Source organism: Tumebacillus flagellatus, from assembly GCF_000714935.1.
GTDB lineage: Bacteria > Bacillota > Bacilli > Tumebacillales > Tumebacillaceae > Tumebacillus > Tumebacillus flagellatus.
Window position 1 is genome coordinate 56,186 of sequence record NZ_JMIR01000014.1, and the last position, 16,801, is coordinate 72,986.

At 56.9% G+C, this 16,801-nt stretch carries 16 protein-coding genes; 2 read left to right on the forward strand and 14 right to left on the reverse strand.

Going from position 1 to position 16,801, the window contains the following annotated elements:
- Positions 1-114: 114 nt before the first annotated feature.
- The 5 genes from cphA to yabG form a co-directional block, all read right to left on the reverse strand.
- On the reverse strand, positions 115-2,751 hold the full coding sequence (gene cphA / locus EL26_RS11120) for a cyanophycin synthetase (protein WP_038088321.1): 2,637 nt from the start codon (positions 2,749-2,751) through the stop codon (positions 115-117).
- A complete protein-coding gene (locus EL26_RS11125; RefSeq protein ID WP_238546096.1) occupies positions 2,748-3,569 on the reverse strand; it encodes a cyanophycinase in 822 nt (273 codons plus the stop codon). The genes cphA and EL26_RS11125 overlap by 4 nt, the downstream gene beginning before the upstream one ends.
- Before the next feature lie 131 nt (positions 3,570-3,700).
- Positions 3,701-3,886 (reverse strand): small, acid-soluble spore protein, alpha/beta type, encoded by a 186-nt coding sequence (locus EL26_RS11130; RefSeq protein WP_038088327.1) that lies wholly within the window; start codon positions 3,884-3,886, stop codon positions 3,701-3,703.
- 174 nt (positions 3,887-4,060) lie between these two features.
- Positions 4,061-4,345 carry a biofilm formation stimulator Veg gene (gene veg / locus EL26_RS11135; RefSeq protein ID WP_038088330.1) on the reverse strand — a complete coding sequence of 95 codons (285 nt, stop codon included), beginning with the start codon at positions 4,343-4,345 and terminating at the stop codon, positions 4,061-4,063.
- 188 nt (positions 4,346-4,533) lie between these two features.
- Positions 4,534-5,394, reverse strand: coding sequence for a sporulation peptidase YabG (gene yabG, locus EL26_RS11140; RefSeq protein ID WP_038088333.1), 861 nt, complete (start codon positions 5,392-5,394; stop codon positions 4,534-4,536).
- Positions 5,395-5,489: 95 nt separating this feature from the next.
- Between yabG and EL26_RS11145 the strand changes: the two genes are divergently transcribed.
- Entirely contained in the window at positions 5,490-6,293 is an 804-nt protein-coding gene (locus EL26_RS11145; protein WP_038088335.1) for a glycosyltransferase family 2 protein, read from the forward strand.
- A gap of 50 nt (positions 6,294-6,343) precedes the next feature.
- On the opposite strand, the gene EL26_RS11150 is transcribed toward EL26_RS11145, so the two are convergent.
- Both EL26_RS11150 and EL26_RS11155 read right to left on the reverse strand, forming a co-directional pair.
- Positions 6,344-7,279: a DHH family phosphoesterase gene (locus tag EL26_RS11150; RefSeq protein ID WP_038088337.1), complete on the reverse strand. Its 936-nt coding sequence runs from the start codon at positions 7,277-7,279 to the stop codon at positions 6,344-6,346.
- 227 nt (positions 7,280-7,506) lie between these two features.
- Complete coding sequence (locus EL26_RS11155; RefSeq protein ID WP_038088341.1) at positions 7,507-9,117, reverse strand: esterase/lipase family protein; 1,611 nt, start codon at positions 9,115-9,117, stop codon at positions 7,507-7,509.
- Positions 9,118-9,359: 242 nt separating this feature from the next.
- Here EL26_RS11155 and EL26_RS11160 point away from each other — a divergent pair, with 242 nt between their 5' ends.
- Positions 9,360-10,838, forward strand: coding sequence for a hypothetical protein (locus EL26_RS11160; RefSeq protein ID WP_052036264.1), 1,479 nt, complete (start codon positions 9,360-9,362; stop codon positions 10,836-10,838).
- Positions 10,839-10,906: 68 nt separating this feature from the next.
- Here the strand turns inward: EL26_RS11160 and EL26_RS11165 are convergent, their stop codons facing one another.
- The 7 genes from EL26_RS11165 to rnmV form a co-directional block, all read right to left on the reverse strand.
- A complete protein-coding gene (locus EL26_RS11165; RefSeq protein WP_152559245.1) occupies positions 10,907-11,581 on the reverse strand; it encodes an AlkZ-related protein in 675 nt (224 codons plus the stop codon).
- 93 nt (positions 11,582-11,674) lie between these two features.
- Complete coding sequence (locus EL26_RS11170; RefSeq protein ID WP_038088346.1) at positions 11,675-12,160, reverse strand: ribonuclease H-like YkuK family protein; 486 nt, start codon at positions 12,158-12,160, stop codon at positions 11,675-11,677.
- Positions 12,161-12,218: 58 nt separating this feature from the next.
- Positions 12,219-13,031, reverse strand: a complete 813-nt coding sequence (locus EL26_RS11175; protein ID WP_038088349.1) for a Tle-like phospholipase domain-containing protein — start codon at positions 13,029-13,031, stop codon at positions 12,219-12,221.
- 83 nt (positions 13,032-13,114) lie between these two features.
- Positions 13,115-13,909, reverse strand: a complete 795-nt coding sequence (locus EL26_RS11180; RefSeq protein ID WP_038088352.1) for an HNH endonuclease family protein — start codon at positions 13,907-13,909, stop codon at positions 13,115-13,117.
- Positions 13,893-15,176 (reverse strand): AAA family ATPase, encoded by a 1,284-nt coding sequence (locus tag EL26_RS11185; RefSeq protein ID WP_161780710.1) that lies wholly within the window; start codon positions 15,174-15,176, stop codon positions 13,893-13,895. Before EL26_RS11185 ends, EL26_RS11180 begins: the two co-directional genes overlap by 17 nt.
- A 155-nt stretch (positions 15,177-15,331) precedes the next feature.
- Entirely contained in the window at positions 15,332-16,201 is an 870-nt protein-coding gene (gene rsmA, locus EL26_RS11190) for a 16S rRNA (adenine(1518)-N(6)/adenine(1519)-N(6))-dimethyltransferase RsmA (RefSeq protein WP_038088357.1), read from the reverse strand.
- Positions 16,198-16,749, reverse strand: coding sequence for a ribonuclease M5 (gene rnmV, locus EL26_RS11195; protein WP_038088360.1), 552 nt, complete (start codon positions 16,747-16,749; stop codon positions 16,198-16,200). The genes rsmA and rnmV overlap by 4 nt, the downstream gene beginning before the upstream one ends.
- Between the last annotated feature and the right edge of the window lie 52 nt (positions 16,750-16,801).

Genomic DNA, 16,801 nt, shown 5'->3' on the forward strand with positions numbered 1-16,801 from the left:
TTGCATGACCTACCTTTGAGTAACGTTCGTTCCTAAGTTAATTTCGTACATCTTCAATAGGTAAGGCCGATTTCCTGCTCCAAACGTGAAAAAAAGCGTGCAAGACGCTTTTTTTCACAGTTTCAGCGACATGTGTGAGACGGAAACTGCCTCATGCTTTCTCAAAACGTCCAGAACCGGTGCCAGTTTTTCATAGAACACGACCACCAATTCCCCGTCCTCCAGATCGGACAACGCCGCTTCGAGCGCTTGGACTTCGTTGTGAATCACGCGGCACTCCTTCTCCGGCGAGACGCTTAAAATCGCTTCTTCGAGCAACGTCGCCACTTCGCCCGGGCGTCTGCCGCGCAAGTCGATGTCTTCCTTCACGAACAGGCGGTGGAAGCCCTGTGCCGCCGCGCGGCCCGACTCGCTGACGATGTCGTTGTTGCGGTCGCCCGGCACTCCGACAACGCCGGTCACGCGCACGTTCGGCAGGCGGCCCGCCATCTCGCAGATCGCTTGGAACGCGTGCGGGTTGTGCCCGTAGTCGACCATCACGTAGGAGTTTTTCACTTGGTAGAGGTTGACGCGGCCGGGGTTGTGCACGTCGCTTCTGAATTCGCGCAGTGCCGCGGCGATTTTTTCCCGCGTCATGCCGTACGCGCGGCAGGCTGCAATCGCCGCCATCGCGTTTTGGACGTGGAAGTGCGCCGCGCCGAGCATCGTGACCGGAATGTCGGCGGCGCGCATCACTTTGCGCGCATTTTCACCGCGCGCTTCGTGAATCCACCCGTCCTTCAGAAAATACCCGGTGCCCCCTTCGGAGAGGTGTTTTTTCAACACGCGGGAGTTCGGTTTGAGCGAGAAAAAAACAAACTTGCGCCCGCTGCGGTGGCGCGGCTTCATCTTGCGCGGCAGCTCCGCCAAGTGCGGGTCGTCGGCGTTCAGAATCACCGTGCCGCCCGGACGCACGCGCTCGGCGATCAGCGACTTCACGGAGATCAGGTCGTCGACCGTCTCGATGCCGTCGCAGCCGATGTGGTCGGGCTGGATGTTCGTGAGGATCCCGACGTCCGACCAGTCAAAGCCAAGCCCGGCGCGCACGATGCCGCCGCGCGCCGTCTCCAGCACCGCCACGTCGACGCCCGGATCGCTTAGAATCGCACGGGCGGAGCGCGGGCCGGTCGTGTCGCCCTTGGCGATGCACTTGCCGTCGATGTAGATGCCGTCGGTCGACGTCATCCCGACGATGCGGCCCGTCGATTGGATCACATGGCCGATCATGCGGGTCGTGGTCGTTTTTCCGTTGGTGCCGGTGATCGAGATCACCGGGATGCGCGTCGGCTGCCCCGGCGGATAGAGCATGTCGACGATCGCTTCGCCGACGGAGCGCGGGTCGCCGATCGACGGCGTCTCGTGCATGCGGATGCCGGGTGCCGCGTTGACTTCGATCACGCACGAGCTCGATTCGTCAAACGGCTCGGAGATGTCCGGGCAGACGAGGTCGATGCCGCAGATGTCGAGGCCGACGATGCGGGCGGTGCGGATGCACACTTCCGCGACGCTCGGATGGACTTTGCCCGTCACGTCGATCGCGATCCCGCCGGTGGAGAGGTTGGCGTTGTCGCGCAAGATCACCGTCTCGCCCTCGTGCGGCACGTCGTCGAGTTTGCGTCCCTCGCGCGCGAGCACGTTGTGCATGACGTCGTCGATTTTGATCTTGGTCAGCGGCGCTTCATGTCCTTCGCCTCGGCGCGGGTCGAGGTTCTCGCGCGCGATCAGCTCGGCGATCGTGCTTTTGCCGTCGCCCGTCACGTACGCCGGCATCCGTTCCGCCGCGGCGGCGACCTGTTCGCCGACGACGAGCACGCGGTAGTGGCGGCCTTCAAGATAGCTCTCCACGATCACCGCTTCGGAGAAGCCTTGCGCGATGCGAAACGCCTCGCGCACTTCTTGCTCCGTGACGAGGTTCAGCGAAACGCCCTTGCCTTGGTTGCCGTCGAGCGGCTTGACGACGACGGCACGTTCGATGTCGCGAAAATGCGCGACCGCTTCGTCCTCCGTGTACGCCACGCTGCCGTACGGAACGGGAATCGCGGCGAGGTCGAGCATCTGCTTGGTCAATTCTTTGTCGCAGGCGATGTCGACGCCGATGCAGGACGTGCGCTCGGTGATCGTCGCTTGGATGCGCTTCAGATGCCGGCCGGTTCCCAGTTGGATCAGGGAGCCGGTGTTGAGGCGGTAGTGCGGGATGCCGCGCTTCTCCGCCGCTTCGACGAGCGCTTTTGTCGATTGACCAAGCCCGGTGCGGGCGATGAGTTTTTTTGCTTCTTCAAGTTCGGGTTGCCAGTCGTAGCTCTCCCCGCGTGCAAGCGCGTCCACGAGCGCGAACGACGTGCGCAGGAGATGCGCCATGCCCGCTTCGTTTTTGCATTCGACAAACACGTCATAGACGCCCTCCGCCGCGTAACTCGTCTTGCCGCGGTTGGCGCCGATGCCGGCGAGTTCTGCCAGTTCGATGGCAACGTGTTCGATCACGTGACCCAGGTACGTGCCTTCGTCGAGCCGTTCGACAAAACCGCCCGGCTCGCCCTTGGCGCAGTGATGCTCGCGCAGACCGGGGAAGAAGTCCAGAAGTTTGGCGTTCAGGTTCGGGAATTCATACGATTCCTTGCCCGCGCATTCTTGCAAATCTATGCGCATCACCATGGCGGGTTGATGCGAGTAGAGATTCGGTCCTGGGATGTACCGAATATCCTCGATTTTCATTCGTTGTCCACTCCTCGTCGTCTTGCAATCGGGGTTCGATCGCGCAAGTGAAAGCCGTAGCCGCTCGGCAGGATATGCACGTGAATGCCGCAAAGCGCGAGATCGTCGCCGTTGCGGACATCTTCGATGTTGGAATGAGTGAGAGCGCCTGCGTCAATCACATTGACGGCTCCGGCTCCGATGACGCTGAATTCGAGGCCGTCGACGACCATCGCGGTGTTCTCGTCGATCCCAAGCCCTAAGTGATGCGGGTACTGCGCTACGGCAGAGAACAAACGTCCGAATCGCCCGCGTTGGGCAAAGTGTTGGTCGATGACCACACCGGAAATAAACTCCATGCCCGGCGCCATCTCCACGATGCCGACCTTCGGGTTGGTCTCCGAGACGCCGGAGACGATCATCGTGCTCGACATCATCGAAGCACCGGCGGACGTGCCGGCGAGCAGGAGACCCGATTCATGGCGTTCGTGCAAGGCCGCGTCCATTTTGGTGCCCCCGAGGAGCTTGGTGACGCGGACCTGATCGCCCCCTGTAAAAAAGACGCACGTTGCGTCCTCGATGGCTTTGATCGCGCTTTTGGCGTTCGCGGATTCCCGGTTGGAGACGTCAAACATGCGGACGTCCGCGACGCCGATCGTGTCGAACACTTCGATGTATTCGGCTCCGACATCGATGGGGAGTTCGGTTGCAACCGTCATCACCACGATGCGGGCGTGTTTGCCGCCTGCGAGCCGGACGACTTCGCGGAGGATGGTCATGTCGTGCTTTTTATCCTCTGCTCCGCCGATGATGACCAATTTACCAGATCGAGTACTCAATCCGCTTTTCCTCCTCATTGTGGGAACGTAGACATGTTCAGGATGTAAGTCTGCCCTAGTTGGGCGGGCAATTATTCATGACTGCGCGCTCTTCATGGAAAGACCAGAGCCGAAGCTCTGGCCCGGGGAGATCATCGGTCTTGGTTCGCCATCGCCCGCTCTGCGATTTGCAACGCCCGTTTGACGATGTTTCCCGCATCTTTGGCTTTGATGGCGCCCCAACCTTCCTGTTGCACCGTATCGTAAATCCCCAATTCCTTGGCGGCCTCCATCTTCAGGTGTTCCGACATCACGCCACCGCGACGTTTGCGTCCCATGATGATGTCCCTCCTTTGGTTGTAAAAAACTGAACAACACGCGGGTAGTATGCCCAGAGAAACAAAAAACCACCTCGCTCGTACGAGGTGGCTTGTTTTACAATCAATCGCGAAACGAAAAAAACTCCTCCACACACGCCCTGGCGTGTCGGAGAAGTTTATCTCGTGTTTCATTTATGCATCGTGCCCTTGCGAGAGGGTTACACGTACTTGACCCTCGTCTTTGCAGACCATGAGTTCGACCGTTTCGGTCAGGATGTCTGCATAGCTGTAGGAGACGCGCTTGAAGGAGTTCTCCTGATCCAGCTTGATGACAAATACAGAAGGGTATGTCTCTTCGAGAACGCCGGTGCGCTCGATGGTCTTACGGCGTCCACCGTTTGCACGCAACAAAATTTTCTCACCAACGTGGCGATCCAGGTTGCGCTTGATTTCGTTCAATGCGTTTTTCGCTGTCATCGACACCACCTCTTTCCATCTAAGAGTGTAGCACGAATGACGAACTTTGTCAAATGAGGTTAATTATTATATCAGTGTCCCGAAAAATCTGTCAATGGGCTTTATTTGCCTGTTTTGGCCATTAATAGCCCGGCAAATGTCAGAATCTTCGCTCACACTTCAGTATCCGCTTCCTTTTGTCTGATCGATCAATAGGGGGATCTGGGCAGCCCGATGCGGTATTTGCCCCGCGTTTCCAAGCCTCCGAGACCGTCTGTGCCGGTGATCGTGGACTTCACGACATCGAAGATGTTCACCGTCTGGTTGATCGGCGTGTAGGCGATTTTCTCGGCGATGAACACGGGATCGAGCGCGTGAATCAAGATGCGGTGCGGCGACGACGCAAAGTTTGCCCCGGAATCGAGCAGCGCTTCATAGTGCGACTGGCAGGCGCCCGCGAAGATGATCAGATCGTCGAAACTGCGCTCGTACTTGCGCGCCGCTTTGACCGCTTTGATAAAGTTTTCCGAGTTGCGGTAGTTGAAGACGTTCGACAGATCCTGCCCCTTGCGCAACAGACCGTCATGCCCGGTCAAGATCAAGATGTCCGGGTGATATTGCTGCAGGAAGTGCGGCAGCACTTCCGCCATTCTGGCTTCCGCGACATGGTGCCCGATCGCCGGGATGCGCAGTTCTTCATAGAAAAGCAAGCACTTGTCGAGGTAGGACCCGTCGCCGTCCAAGTGCAGAACCCGCCCCGGCTTTTCAAAAAAATCATGGCTCGCCCGAAACTTGGCGTCTGACCGCATGGCGCGCTTTTCTTCCTCGATCAGACGGCGCATGCGAATCAAGCGCAGCGCGTCGTCTTCTTCGCGCCGAACTCCTGCTGTATAGTCGCGCAGCTCGTTGTCGGTCACGCGTTCGAGGTCCGTCAGGGGGGCATCGGCGAGCAGACGGACCTCCATGCCTTTGAGGACCGCGATGCTTTGGCTGCGGTCGATTTCTACGATGTGAAAACAGATGTCCTTGCCGTACGACTTGCGGGAGACCAACTCCCCGACCTTCCACATCCGACTCCCTCCTTTTTTGTGCGTGATATTGTATGACACCCTTCGCGAGATGGTCACTTGCCGCATATCGTAAAGGAAAGAGGAGGTGATGTCTCGTGTTTGCCGTGATTCCGGCCCGCAATGAAGCGTCCCGCATCGCGTCGGCCGTCCGCAACGTGCGCCTCGCCGGCGCCCGCCAGATCGTCGTGGTGGTCAACGGATGTCACGATGGCACGAGAGAGGTCGTCAAAGGACTGCAAGGCGACGATCTGACGGTCATCACCTTTCGCGAGGCGCTTGGCGTCGACATTCCGCGCGCAATCGGGGCGGCGTATGCGTACTCCCGCGGGGCCGAGCGGGTGTTGTTTTACGACGGCGATCTGATCGGGCATCACCGCGACGAGTTGGCGAAACTGGTGGAATCGGCGCAGAAATTCAACGTCGACCTCGCCCTGACCGACACGTACGGCACGGTGCACGACGCCGCCGACGCCCGCGACACGCTGATTCGGCTGCGCTATGATCTCAACCTCAAACTCGGCCTTGCCGGACGTCTCGGGCTCAGCAACCCCGCGCACGGACCGCACGTCGTCTCGCGGCGGCTGCTGCGGGACGTGCCGCTGTCGTCCTTGGGCAAACCGCCGTTGCTCTTGGCGGAAGCGGCCCGACTCGGGCTTCGCATCGACACGCTCGCCCGCATCCCGCACGCGCGCCTCGGCTCCGCGCACAAAGGGCCGACGCATTACGAACGAATCCGCGAGACGATCATCGGAGATCTGCTGGAAGCGCTGTGTCTCGTGCAAGGGCGCAAATCCGTCCGGGAGTACCGCGGACTGGTGTTCGACGGCTACAACTCCGAGCGCCGGTTTGACCTGCTCTACCGATTCGCCGCCGCTCTGAACAACAAGAAAACCGACTGAGCTTCGTGCTGAGTCGGTTTTTTCTCGTCATGAAACAGAAAACCCCGCCCTCACGAGCGGAGTCTCTCTTGAAAAGATTGAACGATATTTGCCAACAGAGTTTTCAAATCCCCCTTGGCGCGGTATCCCGCAAACAGCGAGTACCCCCAAGCGGTCCCCTTCTCCATGCCGGGGACGTTGCGGAACACATCGGCGGCGTCGAGCTTGTGGTTCGCCGCCAACTCTTGGCGAATGTACATGCGGATCTCCACTTCCTCGCCCCGCGTGTAGCCGACCACCGACACGTCGGCGCCCAAGTCAAACAGCGCCCGCGCGGCAAACGTCGGGATGTTCTCGCAAATCGTCGCCACCAACACATGGTAGCCGCCGATCTCGTGCTGCTCGGCGTTGATCGCCGCTTGGCAGATCGCCCCGCGGTCGCGGCGTTCGTCGGTCATGTAGAGTCGCTGAATCGCTTCATACGTCAGACCCGTCGCGTCTAAAATTTCACCAAACGAGCGGAACGCTTCGGCGTCGCCCTTATGGAAGTTGATCGTATCGGTCATGATCCCCGCCGCCAGCGCCAGCCCTGTCTTGCGGTCGAGCTTCACCCCGAGTTCCTTCAGCAGCCGATACACCAACTGGCAGGTCGACGAAACGGGGTCGTACAGACCGCCGAGCGCCAACTTCTGCAAGTCGTTCTCCGGATGGTGATCCACAAACCAAAACTTCGTCGGAAGCGATTCCCGCAGTTGCACGGGAGACGCGGCGTCCACGACCACGACATGTTGGTACGAAGCGGTGTCCGGGGCGATGATGACGCTCAACTCCAACTCTTCGATCAAACGGTAGGTATGCGTCGCCACCGCCTGCGGAACGCCGACGTCTCCCCCGATGTACCGGGCGAGCGCGTACGCCGCTCCGATCGCATCGCTGTCTGCTTGGTCATGGCAAAGCAACAACGTGCGTTCACCCTTCAATTTCGCGATCGTCTCAGAAAACTTCATGAAACCGTTGCACCATCCTATACGTTCAAATGCCGAATCCTTTAGGTATAATTTCTTATTATATAGGATATGAGTCCACTAGCAAATGCGTTCTTCTTGTCTTACCTCTTATCCTTGCCGAAAAAGCCCCCCCGGATTCAGAAAAAAGCGCCGCACGACGTGCAAAAAAACCACCCAACACGCGGGGTTGGGTGGCCTTCGAAGATACAGCTCGTCCAAACAAAGAACTAGTTCAGTTCGTTTTTGTCGTCGAGAACTGCGAAGTTGTAGTTGACGGAACGGGTGAATTCTTCGCCCTTCGCGTTCACCGCGGTGACGTCCATCGAGACGTTGTAGACGCCCGATTCGGTCGGAGTCGCGATCGCAGCGGTCACTTTGCCGTTTGCGTCGGTGTTCGTCTGCACGTCTTGCACCACGTTGGACTTGCCTTTTTTGTTCGCTTTGACGACTTTTGCGTTCTTGACTTTGCCGGTCGCTTTCGCGCCGTCGAGTTCCACGTTGAAGGCGACGTCCTTCTCCGCCTTCGTGACAACTTTCTTGGACGCGTTGAGTTTCGCTTTGGAGCCTCCGTCGATCGTTGCGACCATGAAGTACGCATCGAGGTCGCCCTTCGCTTGCAGGGTCCAGGTGCCTTTCTCCGGCTTGTCGATGGAGAAGACGTTGTGGACAGCCGTGTCAAACATCACCGAATCGTCGGTGCCTTGCTTCTTGCTTTGTGCTTTGTAGACTTTGCCGGACGGAGACACCAGTTGGACATCGGTTGCGGTCGAGGAGGTCATCACGTCCACGTTCGCGCCGTTGATCCCGCTCTCCAATTGGAAGGAATCGGACACGAGGCCGTTGATCGCGCCGCCGCGCATGATGTTGTTCGACGATTCGTCGATCGAGGTCGAGCCTTCCAGGCCGGTTTTGTTCGCCGAAGCGGTCAGGCCCGCTGCCGGAATCGCCGCGTACGACGTGGTGGTCAGACGCGGACGAACTTGCCACCAGGTTTTCGATGCGTAGTGCATCTTGGTGTGCGAGAGACGTTCCGAGCCGTTGTCGGTGAAACCGTTGTAGCCGTTCGGGAGGCCGAACGCGGAGTAGATCGCAACCGCGCCGTCGTCTTCGCCCGGCAGGAACGCGCGGGAGTAATAGCTCGACGAGAAAATTCCGTCATCTCCGGTGCCGCCCGACATATACGTACGGGTGTAGTTGTTTTCCGCACGACCGTCCGTTTGGGCGCGGTAGTTCGCCATCCACGACGTTTGCAGGGAGTAGACCGCATCGTCCTTCTGGCCCATGATCGAAGCGAGCCAAGAGGTCCAAGTGCTGTACGCCATGTCCGCGAGCTCCGAGCCTTTGTTCGGGGTGGAGAGTTGGTGCACGAGGTTTACGTACGGATACGCGCCGTAGTAAACGAGTGCGGTTTGCGTGTCGATACCGCCCTTGGAGTGGCAGATGATGTTGATTTTCGGCACGCCGTAGTAGTTCGCTACTTTCTTGATGACATCGGCGAGTACCGGACCGTTCGTCCACGGGTTGCCGCCGTTGCCGTCCGCGTCGCGCAATTGAACGAAAGCGGTACGGTAGCCGGCGTTGTACGCCGCGTCATAATACGCATCGGTCGCCGTCCAGGTGGTGTAGTCAGAGTGCAAACCTTGCACGAAGAGGATAACCGGTTTCGAGTAGTCTACGTTGCTTGGAATTGCGCCGGTATACCAGTCACCGAAATTCGCCGTCGCGTTGTCGTTGTGCAGGGTCGGAGCCGGCGCTGCCGCGTGAGCTGCTTGCGGAAGGTTGAGAGCCGCGCCGAGAAGCAGAGCTGCGGTCGCCAATTTTACGAATCGTTTCGCCATTTTGAACGCCTCCATGAGTTTTATTTTTGAAATGTGACTGACATGGCTCTATTTTACCAGAAAAACCTGAATGGTAAGAATATATTTTAATAATACCATGTAAATTTTTACGAAACTGACTGGTCGGTACAAATTAAAGTCCTGCTGGATACGGAGACGATCTCCAATTATAATAAGAAGAAATAGAGAGAAATAAATCATCAGAATATTCACAATAAGTAACAATGGGGGATTCAATCGCGATGAAAAACGTCAGGCAGGCACTTGCACTGGCTGCTATGGCCACGGGAATGACTCTTACAGGCTGCCACACACCTCAAACGGTCACGGAGACGGCCGCTTCCACGGCCCCTCAAGCGCAAAAGTCCACCGACGTCACGGTCACGGCGGTCGCGCCGCAAGACGAAGACGCTTGGCTGTTCCGCAAGCGCCTTGCCAAAGCTGAAGTGCCGGATGCGGTGAAAGCCGCGCTGCAAGCAGGGAAACCGGCCGATGCCAAGTTGATCCGCAAATTTCCGTATCCGTACCGCTCGATGGTGGCGATCTCGTCGGACATCGACGACACGACGCCGGAGGAGTTTGCGGAGTACCACCGCTTTTTAAATACCAAGGAAGAGACGCCGCACGGCAGGGGCTTGGGGCTGGATGTGGGGGATTCGTTCTGGATGTACATGGCGAACGACCAGGGCGGCAAAACCGACCAGTCGGGACACGGCTTGGACGGCGTTCTGACGTACTTCCAAGGCACCGACCCGACCAAGAAAAACTTCGCTCAAGCGATCAAGCACTACTGGAAAGCCGGATGGTTGGACTCCATGCACACGTTCGGCGATTTCTCCCGCAAAAACCACGGCGACGCGGTGTTCAAGCGCGACTATGCGGTCAAAGCGTGGGAAGCGCTGCAGGCGGACGACATCCGGCTCGACGTCTGGATCAATCACGGCAACGAAGCGAACGTGGACGCGTTCGGCGCGTACGACCCGCACCGCTTCTCCGCGTATCAGTCCGGAGACGACCCGAAATCCCCGAATTACCACACCGACCTCACCGTCAAAAACGGCGTGCACTTCGTCTGGGACTCGGTCGGCGAATCGACGGTCGGCTGGGACTCTCCGCTGTTTGAGATCAAATTGCGCGACGGGCAGAAAGTCTGGGGCTTCCACCGCGACACGCAAGACCGCGCCGCCAACGGTTCCATCGACTGGAATTGGGTGCCGCGGGAAATTCACCGCCAGATCAACCAGGGCAACTTGGATTCGCTGGTGGATCACCAGCAATACGCGATCTTCGCGCAGCATCTGGGCGGCTACAACATCGGATTCCCGTTTGACGAGCGCGGCTTGGCGTCGTTGCGCTTGCTGGCACAGTACCAAGATGACGGCAAAGTGCTCGTCGCCCGCACGTCGCGCCTCCTGCACTACGAAGTCGCCCGCAAGTACGTGCAGGTCGCCCAAACGGACTTCGACGGCGAGACGTGGTTGAACGTGACCGGCATCGCCGATCCGCTGTTCGGCCCGCAGCCGCTGACGATCGACGCGGTGCGCGGACTGACGTTCTACGTGAAGAACCCGTCCAAAACCCACCTCCTCCTCAACCTGAAACCGATCAAACCGGAGGACTACCAGTTCAACGCGGCCGATGCGACGGGACAGGAGAGCATCGAGTTTAAGTGGTTCAAACCGGACTACACGGACTACACGTTGACTTCGACCGATCAATAGAAAAAAGAACCCGGCCCGCTTGGGTCAGGTTCTTTTTTTTGCTTACAGCCAGCCTGCGTCTTGCGTTTTTACTTGAACAGTTTGCGGAAAAACGCCAGCGCCGCTTCTGTGCAGACGTTCTCCAGATGGGCAAAGAGATGCGCTTTCGCTTCTTCGCGGGAGAGCGCGAGCGGTGCAGCGCCGTGCTGTTCCAGCCAGCGGTCGGCGAGTTCGTAGCAGGTGGAGTTCCAGCCGCTCTTCAGCCCTTGGTCGTTCAAGCGGCGTTCGTCGATCCCGGCGATGACGAGGTCGCCCGTCTCTTGGAGTTCGATCAGGGCTTTGTCGTAGTCGTTTTTGGAGTCTTTGTCCTGCATGCCGACGGCAACGCGCAGGGCTTTCGTGTCGATGCCGCCGTTGTCACGGACCGCTTCGTAGATGCGCTTCGCCGCGTGCGACAGCTGGCCGTCTTCGTAGCGGGCGTCCACCTCCCACTCATCGCGGAGCACCGCTTGCAAGTACGGGTACAAGTCCCGCGAGACGAGGATCGGTTTTTTCTTGAAAAAACGGCCGTATGCCGCGACGCCCTCGCCCGCCGCGCGGTCCCGCCACAGCCACGGGTCGGTGTCGCTTCCGGTGTGCCACGCTTCCTTGCGCGTGACTCCTTCGAGTGACGGATATTCCGGGATAAAAGAAGACAGCGGCAAGATGCCGATCTCGCGAATCATGTCTTGCACCTGCTCATATGTATCTACAACAGTCGCCAACAAAGCAGTACCTCCTCTTGAATACAAAACCAATTCTTAACATTCAGTATAGACAAAAAGCGCACAACAAAAAAGCACCCGGCGGGTGCTCTTTTAGACGCGCGTGTAACGGTCGGCTACTTTGGAAGCGACGAAGGAATCCGGTTTGATTTTGGCTGCGTAGCCGCTGCCTTCGACCCAGCCGATCAGCTCTTTGATCAGCGCTTGCGTCGCGCCGTTTTGTCCGACGTCGAGATGGACTTCAAGGTTGCGCTTCTGTTCGCGCTTCAGCAACGCGAGCTGTTCGCGCAGTTCGCCGCAGACGAGGAGGGACAGCGACGCTTCGGTGAAGATGCGCTGGCGCATGTTTTGGATCATCGGACGGCTGCGGCGGTGGAAATAGTACCGCGCTCCTTTGCCGATGCGGTGTACGATGATCGCCGTCACGAACGTCGTTCGGTGGCGCGATTCTTTGTTTTGCGAGTCGGAGCCGATGATGATGCGATAGTCGCTCTCCGGCGCTTCGCCGATGTACTCCAACATGTCCTGCACAACGAGAGGGAGCGAGAGTTTGCCTCGGGTTGGGTTGACAAAGTCCATGAGATCACCGCCCTTATACCTGTAGTGTATTCGGACGGTGCTGGAATCATGTAGGTTGTCAGCTCTTTTGGGCGGCAAGCAAGGCGTCTGCCGTGTCGCGCATCAAGCCGGGTTTGTCTTCGAAGCGGACGTGGTCGACATGCGCTTGGTTGAGTGACCCGTCCGGCAGCGCGTCGGCGTTGAAGTTGAGGATGGCGTGGTAGGCGAGTTTAAGGATCGGGTCCATTTTCTCCGGCGTATCGCCGAGTTCGTCGCCGTTTAGCACCACCACTTGCCCCGCGTGTTTGAGCAGGTGGTTGTTGCCGATGAAGATGTCGCCCGCCTGTACATAGTTGGTGATCAGATGGTCGTAATCGCCGCGCAAAAACTTCATGTGCTGCTCAAACGTCGCTGCGTGCAATGCGCCCGGCGCGTTGAAGGTAAGCGTTTGGATGTCGTTTGCCATTGCGGCTTTTTGCGCGAGACCGCCGCCGAGGGAGTGGCCGGTGATCGTGAGGTGCGCGTCTTTGAATTGCGCGGAGACGGTTTGGTAGAGGGCGAGCGCGTCTTCCATCTGCGGGTTGATCAGCTCGGTGAGGTGCGACGCAAACGCGGCGTCGGCGAGGAAATCGCCGATTTTGTCCAGCACGGTTCCGCGATACGCCACGACGACCTCCTGCCCTTTTTGAAACGCCGCGCCAAAAAAGCCGGAGACCGATCGATCCATCGTCGCGACGAGCACCCAGTCGCCCACCACACTCACGTCGACGCCGTCGCGCCATAGAGGGATGCTCGACTGAAGCGCGGTGATCGTATGTCCGTTCGGCAAGTCTTTGAGGTTGGCGGTGTAGACGAAATTGCTCAACTGCGCGTATTCGAGAAACGTTGCCACAGTGATCACTCCTGTTTTTTCAATGAGACTTATGACTTTATTATAAGCAAAAAGCCGACCCGCTGGAGTGGGATCGGCTTTTTTCATATACCGATGATAATTGAAAAGCACGCCTGATGAGCCTCTTCGAACTTACTCTCCATAGAGGTTGTCCAAGCCCCATGTTGTTGCAACGTTTCTCTTATTTCTTGAAAAGGCTGATCATGAAGTAGAACCGTGGCGTACACAGCTGAGAAAGCCGATACACTCGTTGTTTTGAGGAGCAAACCATTGGTTTGACGTTGGATTTTTTCCCGAAACCCTGGGTTCGTGACAAGTTCCGATACCCGCGCCCTGAGTTCCTCTTGAATATCCTGTACTGTTTGTCTCATCTCGTCCACGTTGCGTTTGCGTTTTCGAAGCATTCGCTCTGCATCGTTCAACTTCAAAACCTTCACTGTTTGGATACCCAACTCATTGATTCCTTTGATTTCATACGTTTGATTCGCATATTGGAAGTGTTGATTTGGCCTTAACTTAGAGGGATCTAGAATAGGATTCTCTTTCACATCATGGTTTCCCTTACCAGATCTCGAATTACATTTTTTGCACGAAGGAAGGAGGTTTTTCCATGATACCACAGCAGTGGGATACCGCTCTTTCGGATAAAAATGGTCCGGTTCCATCATGTTTCCGCCGCTATCAAGTTTATCTTCACAGTACGCACACTTTTCATGAGACATTTGATTGAGGGATTTTTTCAAGTCTTTAAAATCTGCATATTTCCAGACCGACTTTTCCTTTCCCTCCTGACGGCTTTTTATAAAGATCTTGATCAGTTCACGTTTTCTCTTCTTGGTAAGCCTGTAGGGAGAGACAGGTCTATTCAAATAAATCATCAATCGCCACCCCAATACCAATTAACCGAAACTGAAAAAGCTCCAGCAACTCACTATTTGGATGCACCATCTTTTGAATTTGACGATATAGTTCCTTCGCCCGTTCACCGTTTTCATCCGAGACCGCTTCTTCAAACTCTTCCTTGATTCGCTCGTACTCTTCGGTCTTGGAGTACTCGACTCCCATCTCAAACTCTTGAATTTCGGAGAGCGACCAACCTTTAAAGGCTCCCGTTCTTTCTCGCCCCAATTCTTCCAAATTGATAAGTTGATCCGCGTTAAGAGATTGCACAATCGAAGCCGAATGCGTGGAAACAATGAACTGGCAATTGGGAAACGTTTCTCGAAGGTCGCGAACGATCCGTTTTTGCCACTTGGGATGCAAGTGTAAGTCCAACTCGTCAATGAGAACAAGAGCTTCTCCAGCAAGAGGGTCAGCCAATTGAGGATTTGCCTGTGCCAATCGCCCGGCAATATCCGCTATCATAGAAAATACAACTTTATAGCCCCCGCTCAGCTGTTCCACCTGCAACTCCCGGTTCTGATCATCGAGAAGCACCATTCGAATTGGATTGCTTCTGATTCTGACATCTCGATAATTATGATTCATCATGCGGGCAATGGCTGTACGAACAGCTGTCAAAGCTCTTGATCGATACGGACGGCCTAGATCACGTTGCATACGCAACTCGTCCTCTTCTTCTCCCTTAAACCATTCAAAAAATCTTCGGAAATCGCTTTTCAAATCCAGACAATGAGTGAGTGCTTTCAAAGGACTCATTTCTCTAGGATTTCTGCTCCTCATAGGAACATCAATCCCAACGCGGGCGATGCTGTAGTAGAGCACCAGAGGCACTTGTTGAATCGGTTGGTCCGAAAAAAAGGTTTCCGAGAGAAAGTCTTTGACCTCTCTCTGAGTTGCGGCCGGCGAACCTGGCCAATCTTGAACCATGGACGATTCTCTTTTGGAGTTTCTCCACTGAAAGCGTCGATTCTGGATGATCGACTCGATAGCAATCGAAGCCCATCTTCTCCCGATCTGTATGTCTAATTGGGAAATGTCAACCTTATCCCCGGCATCTGCTTGAAGCGCTTTGATAATCGGAGCAGCACCGCGAACAATACCCTCCAAGACAGCAGTCTTCCCCACGCCGTTATCCCCTACTAAAACCGTAAACGGCTTCACCTGGTCGTTCTCATCTAAAAAAGAAAATTCCTGATCCGTAAAACTTCTAAAATTTTGAAGTCTGATCTTCTCAAGCTTCATAGGAACCTCCAGTCTATCAATACCCTCGAATCTTCTATTTCCCTCTACATTCAATGTATACCAAATCGTTTCCTTCCAGTCCTCAGCGGAAAAGCGAATGTTTCCCTGCCAAAAAAACGCCATGTGCATCCCTAAGGATCACATGGCGTTTCTCTTCACTCTGCCAACTCATCCGCGAGCTTCGCGTACTCGTCCAGCGAGAGCGTTTCGCCCCGACGGGTCGGGTCGATGCCGGCGCGGTCGAGGGCAGCGAGGATGGTTTCTTTGTCGCGTTTGGGTTGGAGGTTGCTTTGCAAGTTGTTCAGCAGCGTCTTGCGGCGCTGGGCGAACGAAGCTTTGACGAGGTGGAAGAACAGGTCCGTGTCTTTCACCTGCACCGCCGGTTCCTTGCGCACTTTCAGCTTGATCACCGTCGATTCCACGTTCGGTGCGGGCATGAACGCCGACTCCGGCACGCGCGTGACCAACTGCGGCTCCGTCCAGTACTGCACGGCGATCGAGAGCGTGCCGTACTCCTTGCCGCCCGGTTTCGCCGCCATGCGTTCCGCCACTTCCCGCTGCACCATCACGACGATGTTGCGCAGCGGCAGTTTTTCTTCGAGGAGCTTCATGACGATCGGCGTCGTCACGTAGTACGGCAAGTTCGCCACCACGGAGACTTCGCTGACCCCTTCAAAGTGCTGCGCGAAGATCTCGTGCAAGTTCGCTTCCAGCACGTCGTTGTGCTCGATATGTACATTGTCATAGTCCGACAGCGTTTCGCGCAGCACGCCGAGCAACCGTCCGTCCTTCTCCACGGCGACGACCTGCTTCGCCGCTTCGCACAGCTCTTGCGTCAGCGTCCCGATGCCGGGGCCGATCTCCAAAGCGCCGGCGTTCTCATCGAGTTCCGCCGCTTCGACGATTTTGTCGAGAATGTTGCCGTCGATCAGGAAGTTTTGCCCGAGCGATTTCTTGAATTGGAATCCATGCCGGGTCACCACGTCACGGGTGACGGAGGGCGATACGAGTCGTTTCTGCGTCATGGGGTGCTCTCCTCCTTGATCTCGGTGAAGCACGCTTGGAATTCCTCGCGCGAGACGCCGAGCATGTTCAGCTTCTTCCACATCGCTTTGGCGTTGCCGTAGCCGATGCCAAGCTTCTCCCCGAGAATTTCGCGCCGGCGCGACGCGTCCGGGTGCGCGGTCAAACCGTACTCGATCATCTCTTGCCAGGAAAACTCCGGTTCCGTGCCGCTCCATTCCGTGCGCACGCTCTCCAGCGCCCGCCGAATCGAGTCCGGGCTTGCGTTCTCAATGCCGAGGTCGCCGTTCGCCAATGCTTCGCGCTTCGGCAAAAACGCATGCTTGCATCCCGGCACCCGCCGCGACACCAGCCGCCGGATGCGCTCGCCCGGCCCGTCCGGGTCGGTGAACACGATCACGCCGCGGTCTCTGGCCGCTCGCTCCACTTGTTTTAAGAAGCTTTCCGAGACGGCCGAGCCGTTGGACAACAGACAATCCGCCTGCACCGCCGCGTCGATCGCCTGTTTGTCGTGGTACCCCTCGACGACGATCACTTCCTTGATTTTCATACCAATCCTTCACCTCATGTTTGGAAAAAAAGCGAGGACCGCTTCCGGCACT

Excerpts from the sequence above, each read along its gene's own strand:
- EL26_RS11130 (WP_038088327.1), bottom strand. The coding sequence starts at position 3,886 with ATGGGACGCAAACGTCGCGGTGGCGTGATGTCGGAACACCTGAAGATG.
- EL26_RS11150 (WP_038088337.1), bottom strand. The coding sequence starts at position 7,279 with ATGAAGTTTTCTGAGACGATCGCGAAATTGAAGGGTGAACGCACGTTG.
- EL26_RS11170 (WP_038088346.1), bottom strand. The coding sequence starts at position 12,160 with ATGGACTTTGTCAACCCAACCCGAGGCAAACTCTCGCTCCCTCTCGTT.
- veg (WP_038088330.1), bottom strand. The coding sequence starts at position 4,345 with ATGACAGCGAAAAACGCATTGAACGAAATCAAGCGCAACCTGGATCGC.
- rnmV (WP_038088360.1), bottom strand. The coding sequence starts at position 16,749 with ATGAAAATCAAGGAAGTGATCGTCGTCGAGGGGTACCACGACAAACAG.
- EL26_RS11180 (WP_038088352.1), bottom strand. The coding sequence starts at position 13,909 with ATGATTTATTTGAATAGACCTGTCTCTCCCTACAGGCTTACCAAGAAG.
- EL26_RS11155 (WP_038088341.1), bottom strand. The coding sequence starts at position 9,117 with ATGGCGAAACGATTCGTAAAATTGGCGACCGCAGCTCTGCTTCTCGGC.
- cphA (WP_038088321.1), bottom strand. The coding sequence starts at position 2,751 with ATGAAAATCGAGGATATTCGGTACATCCCAGGACCGAATCTCTACTCG.
- EL26_RS11185 (WP_161780710.1), bottom strand. The coding sequence starts at position 15,176 with ATGAAGCTTGAGAAGATCAGACTTCAAAATTTTAGAAGTTTTACGGAT.
- rsmA (WP_038088357.1), bottom strand. The coding sequence starts at position 16,201 with ATGACGCAGAAACGACTCGTATCGCCCTCCGTCACCCGTGACGTGGTG.
- yabG (WP_038088333.1), bottom strand. The coding sequence starts at position 5,394 with ATGTGGAAGGTCGGGGAGTTGGTCTCCCGCAAGTCGTACGGCAAGGAC.
- EL26_RS11160 (WP_052036264.1), top strand. The coding sequence starts at position 9,360 with ATGAAAAACGTCAGGCAGGCACTTGCACTGGCTGCTATGGCCACGGGA.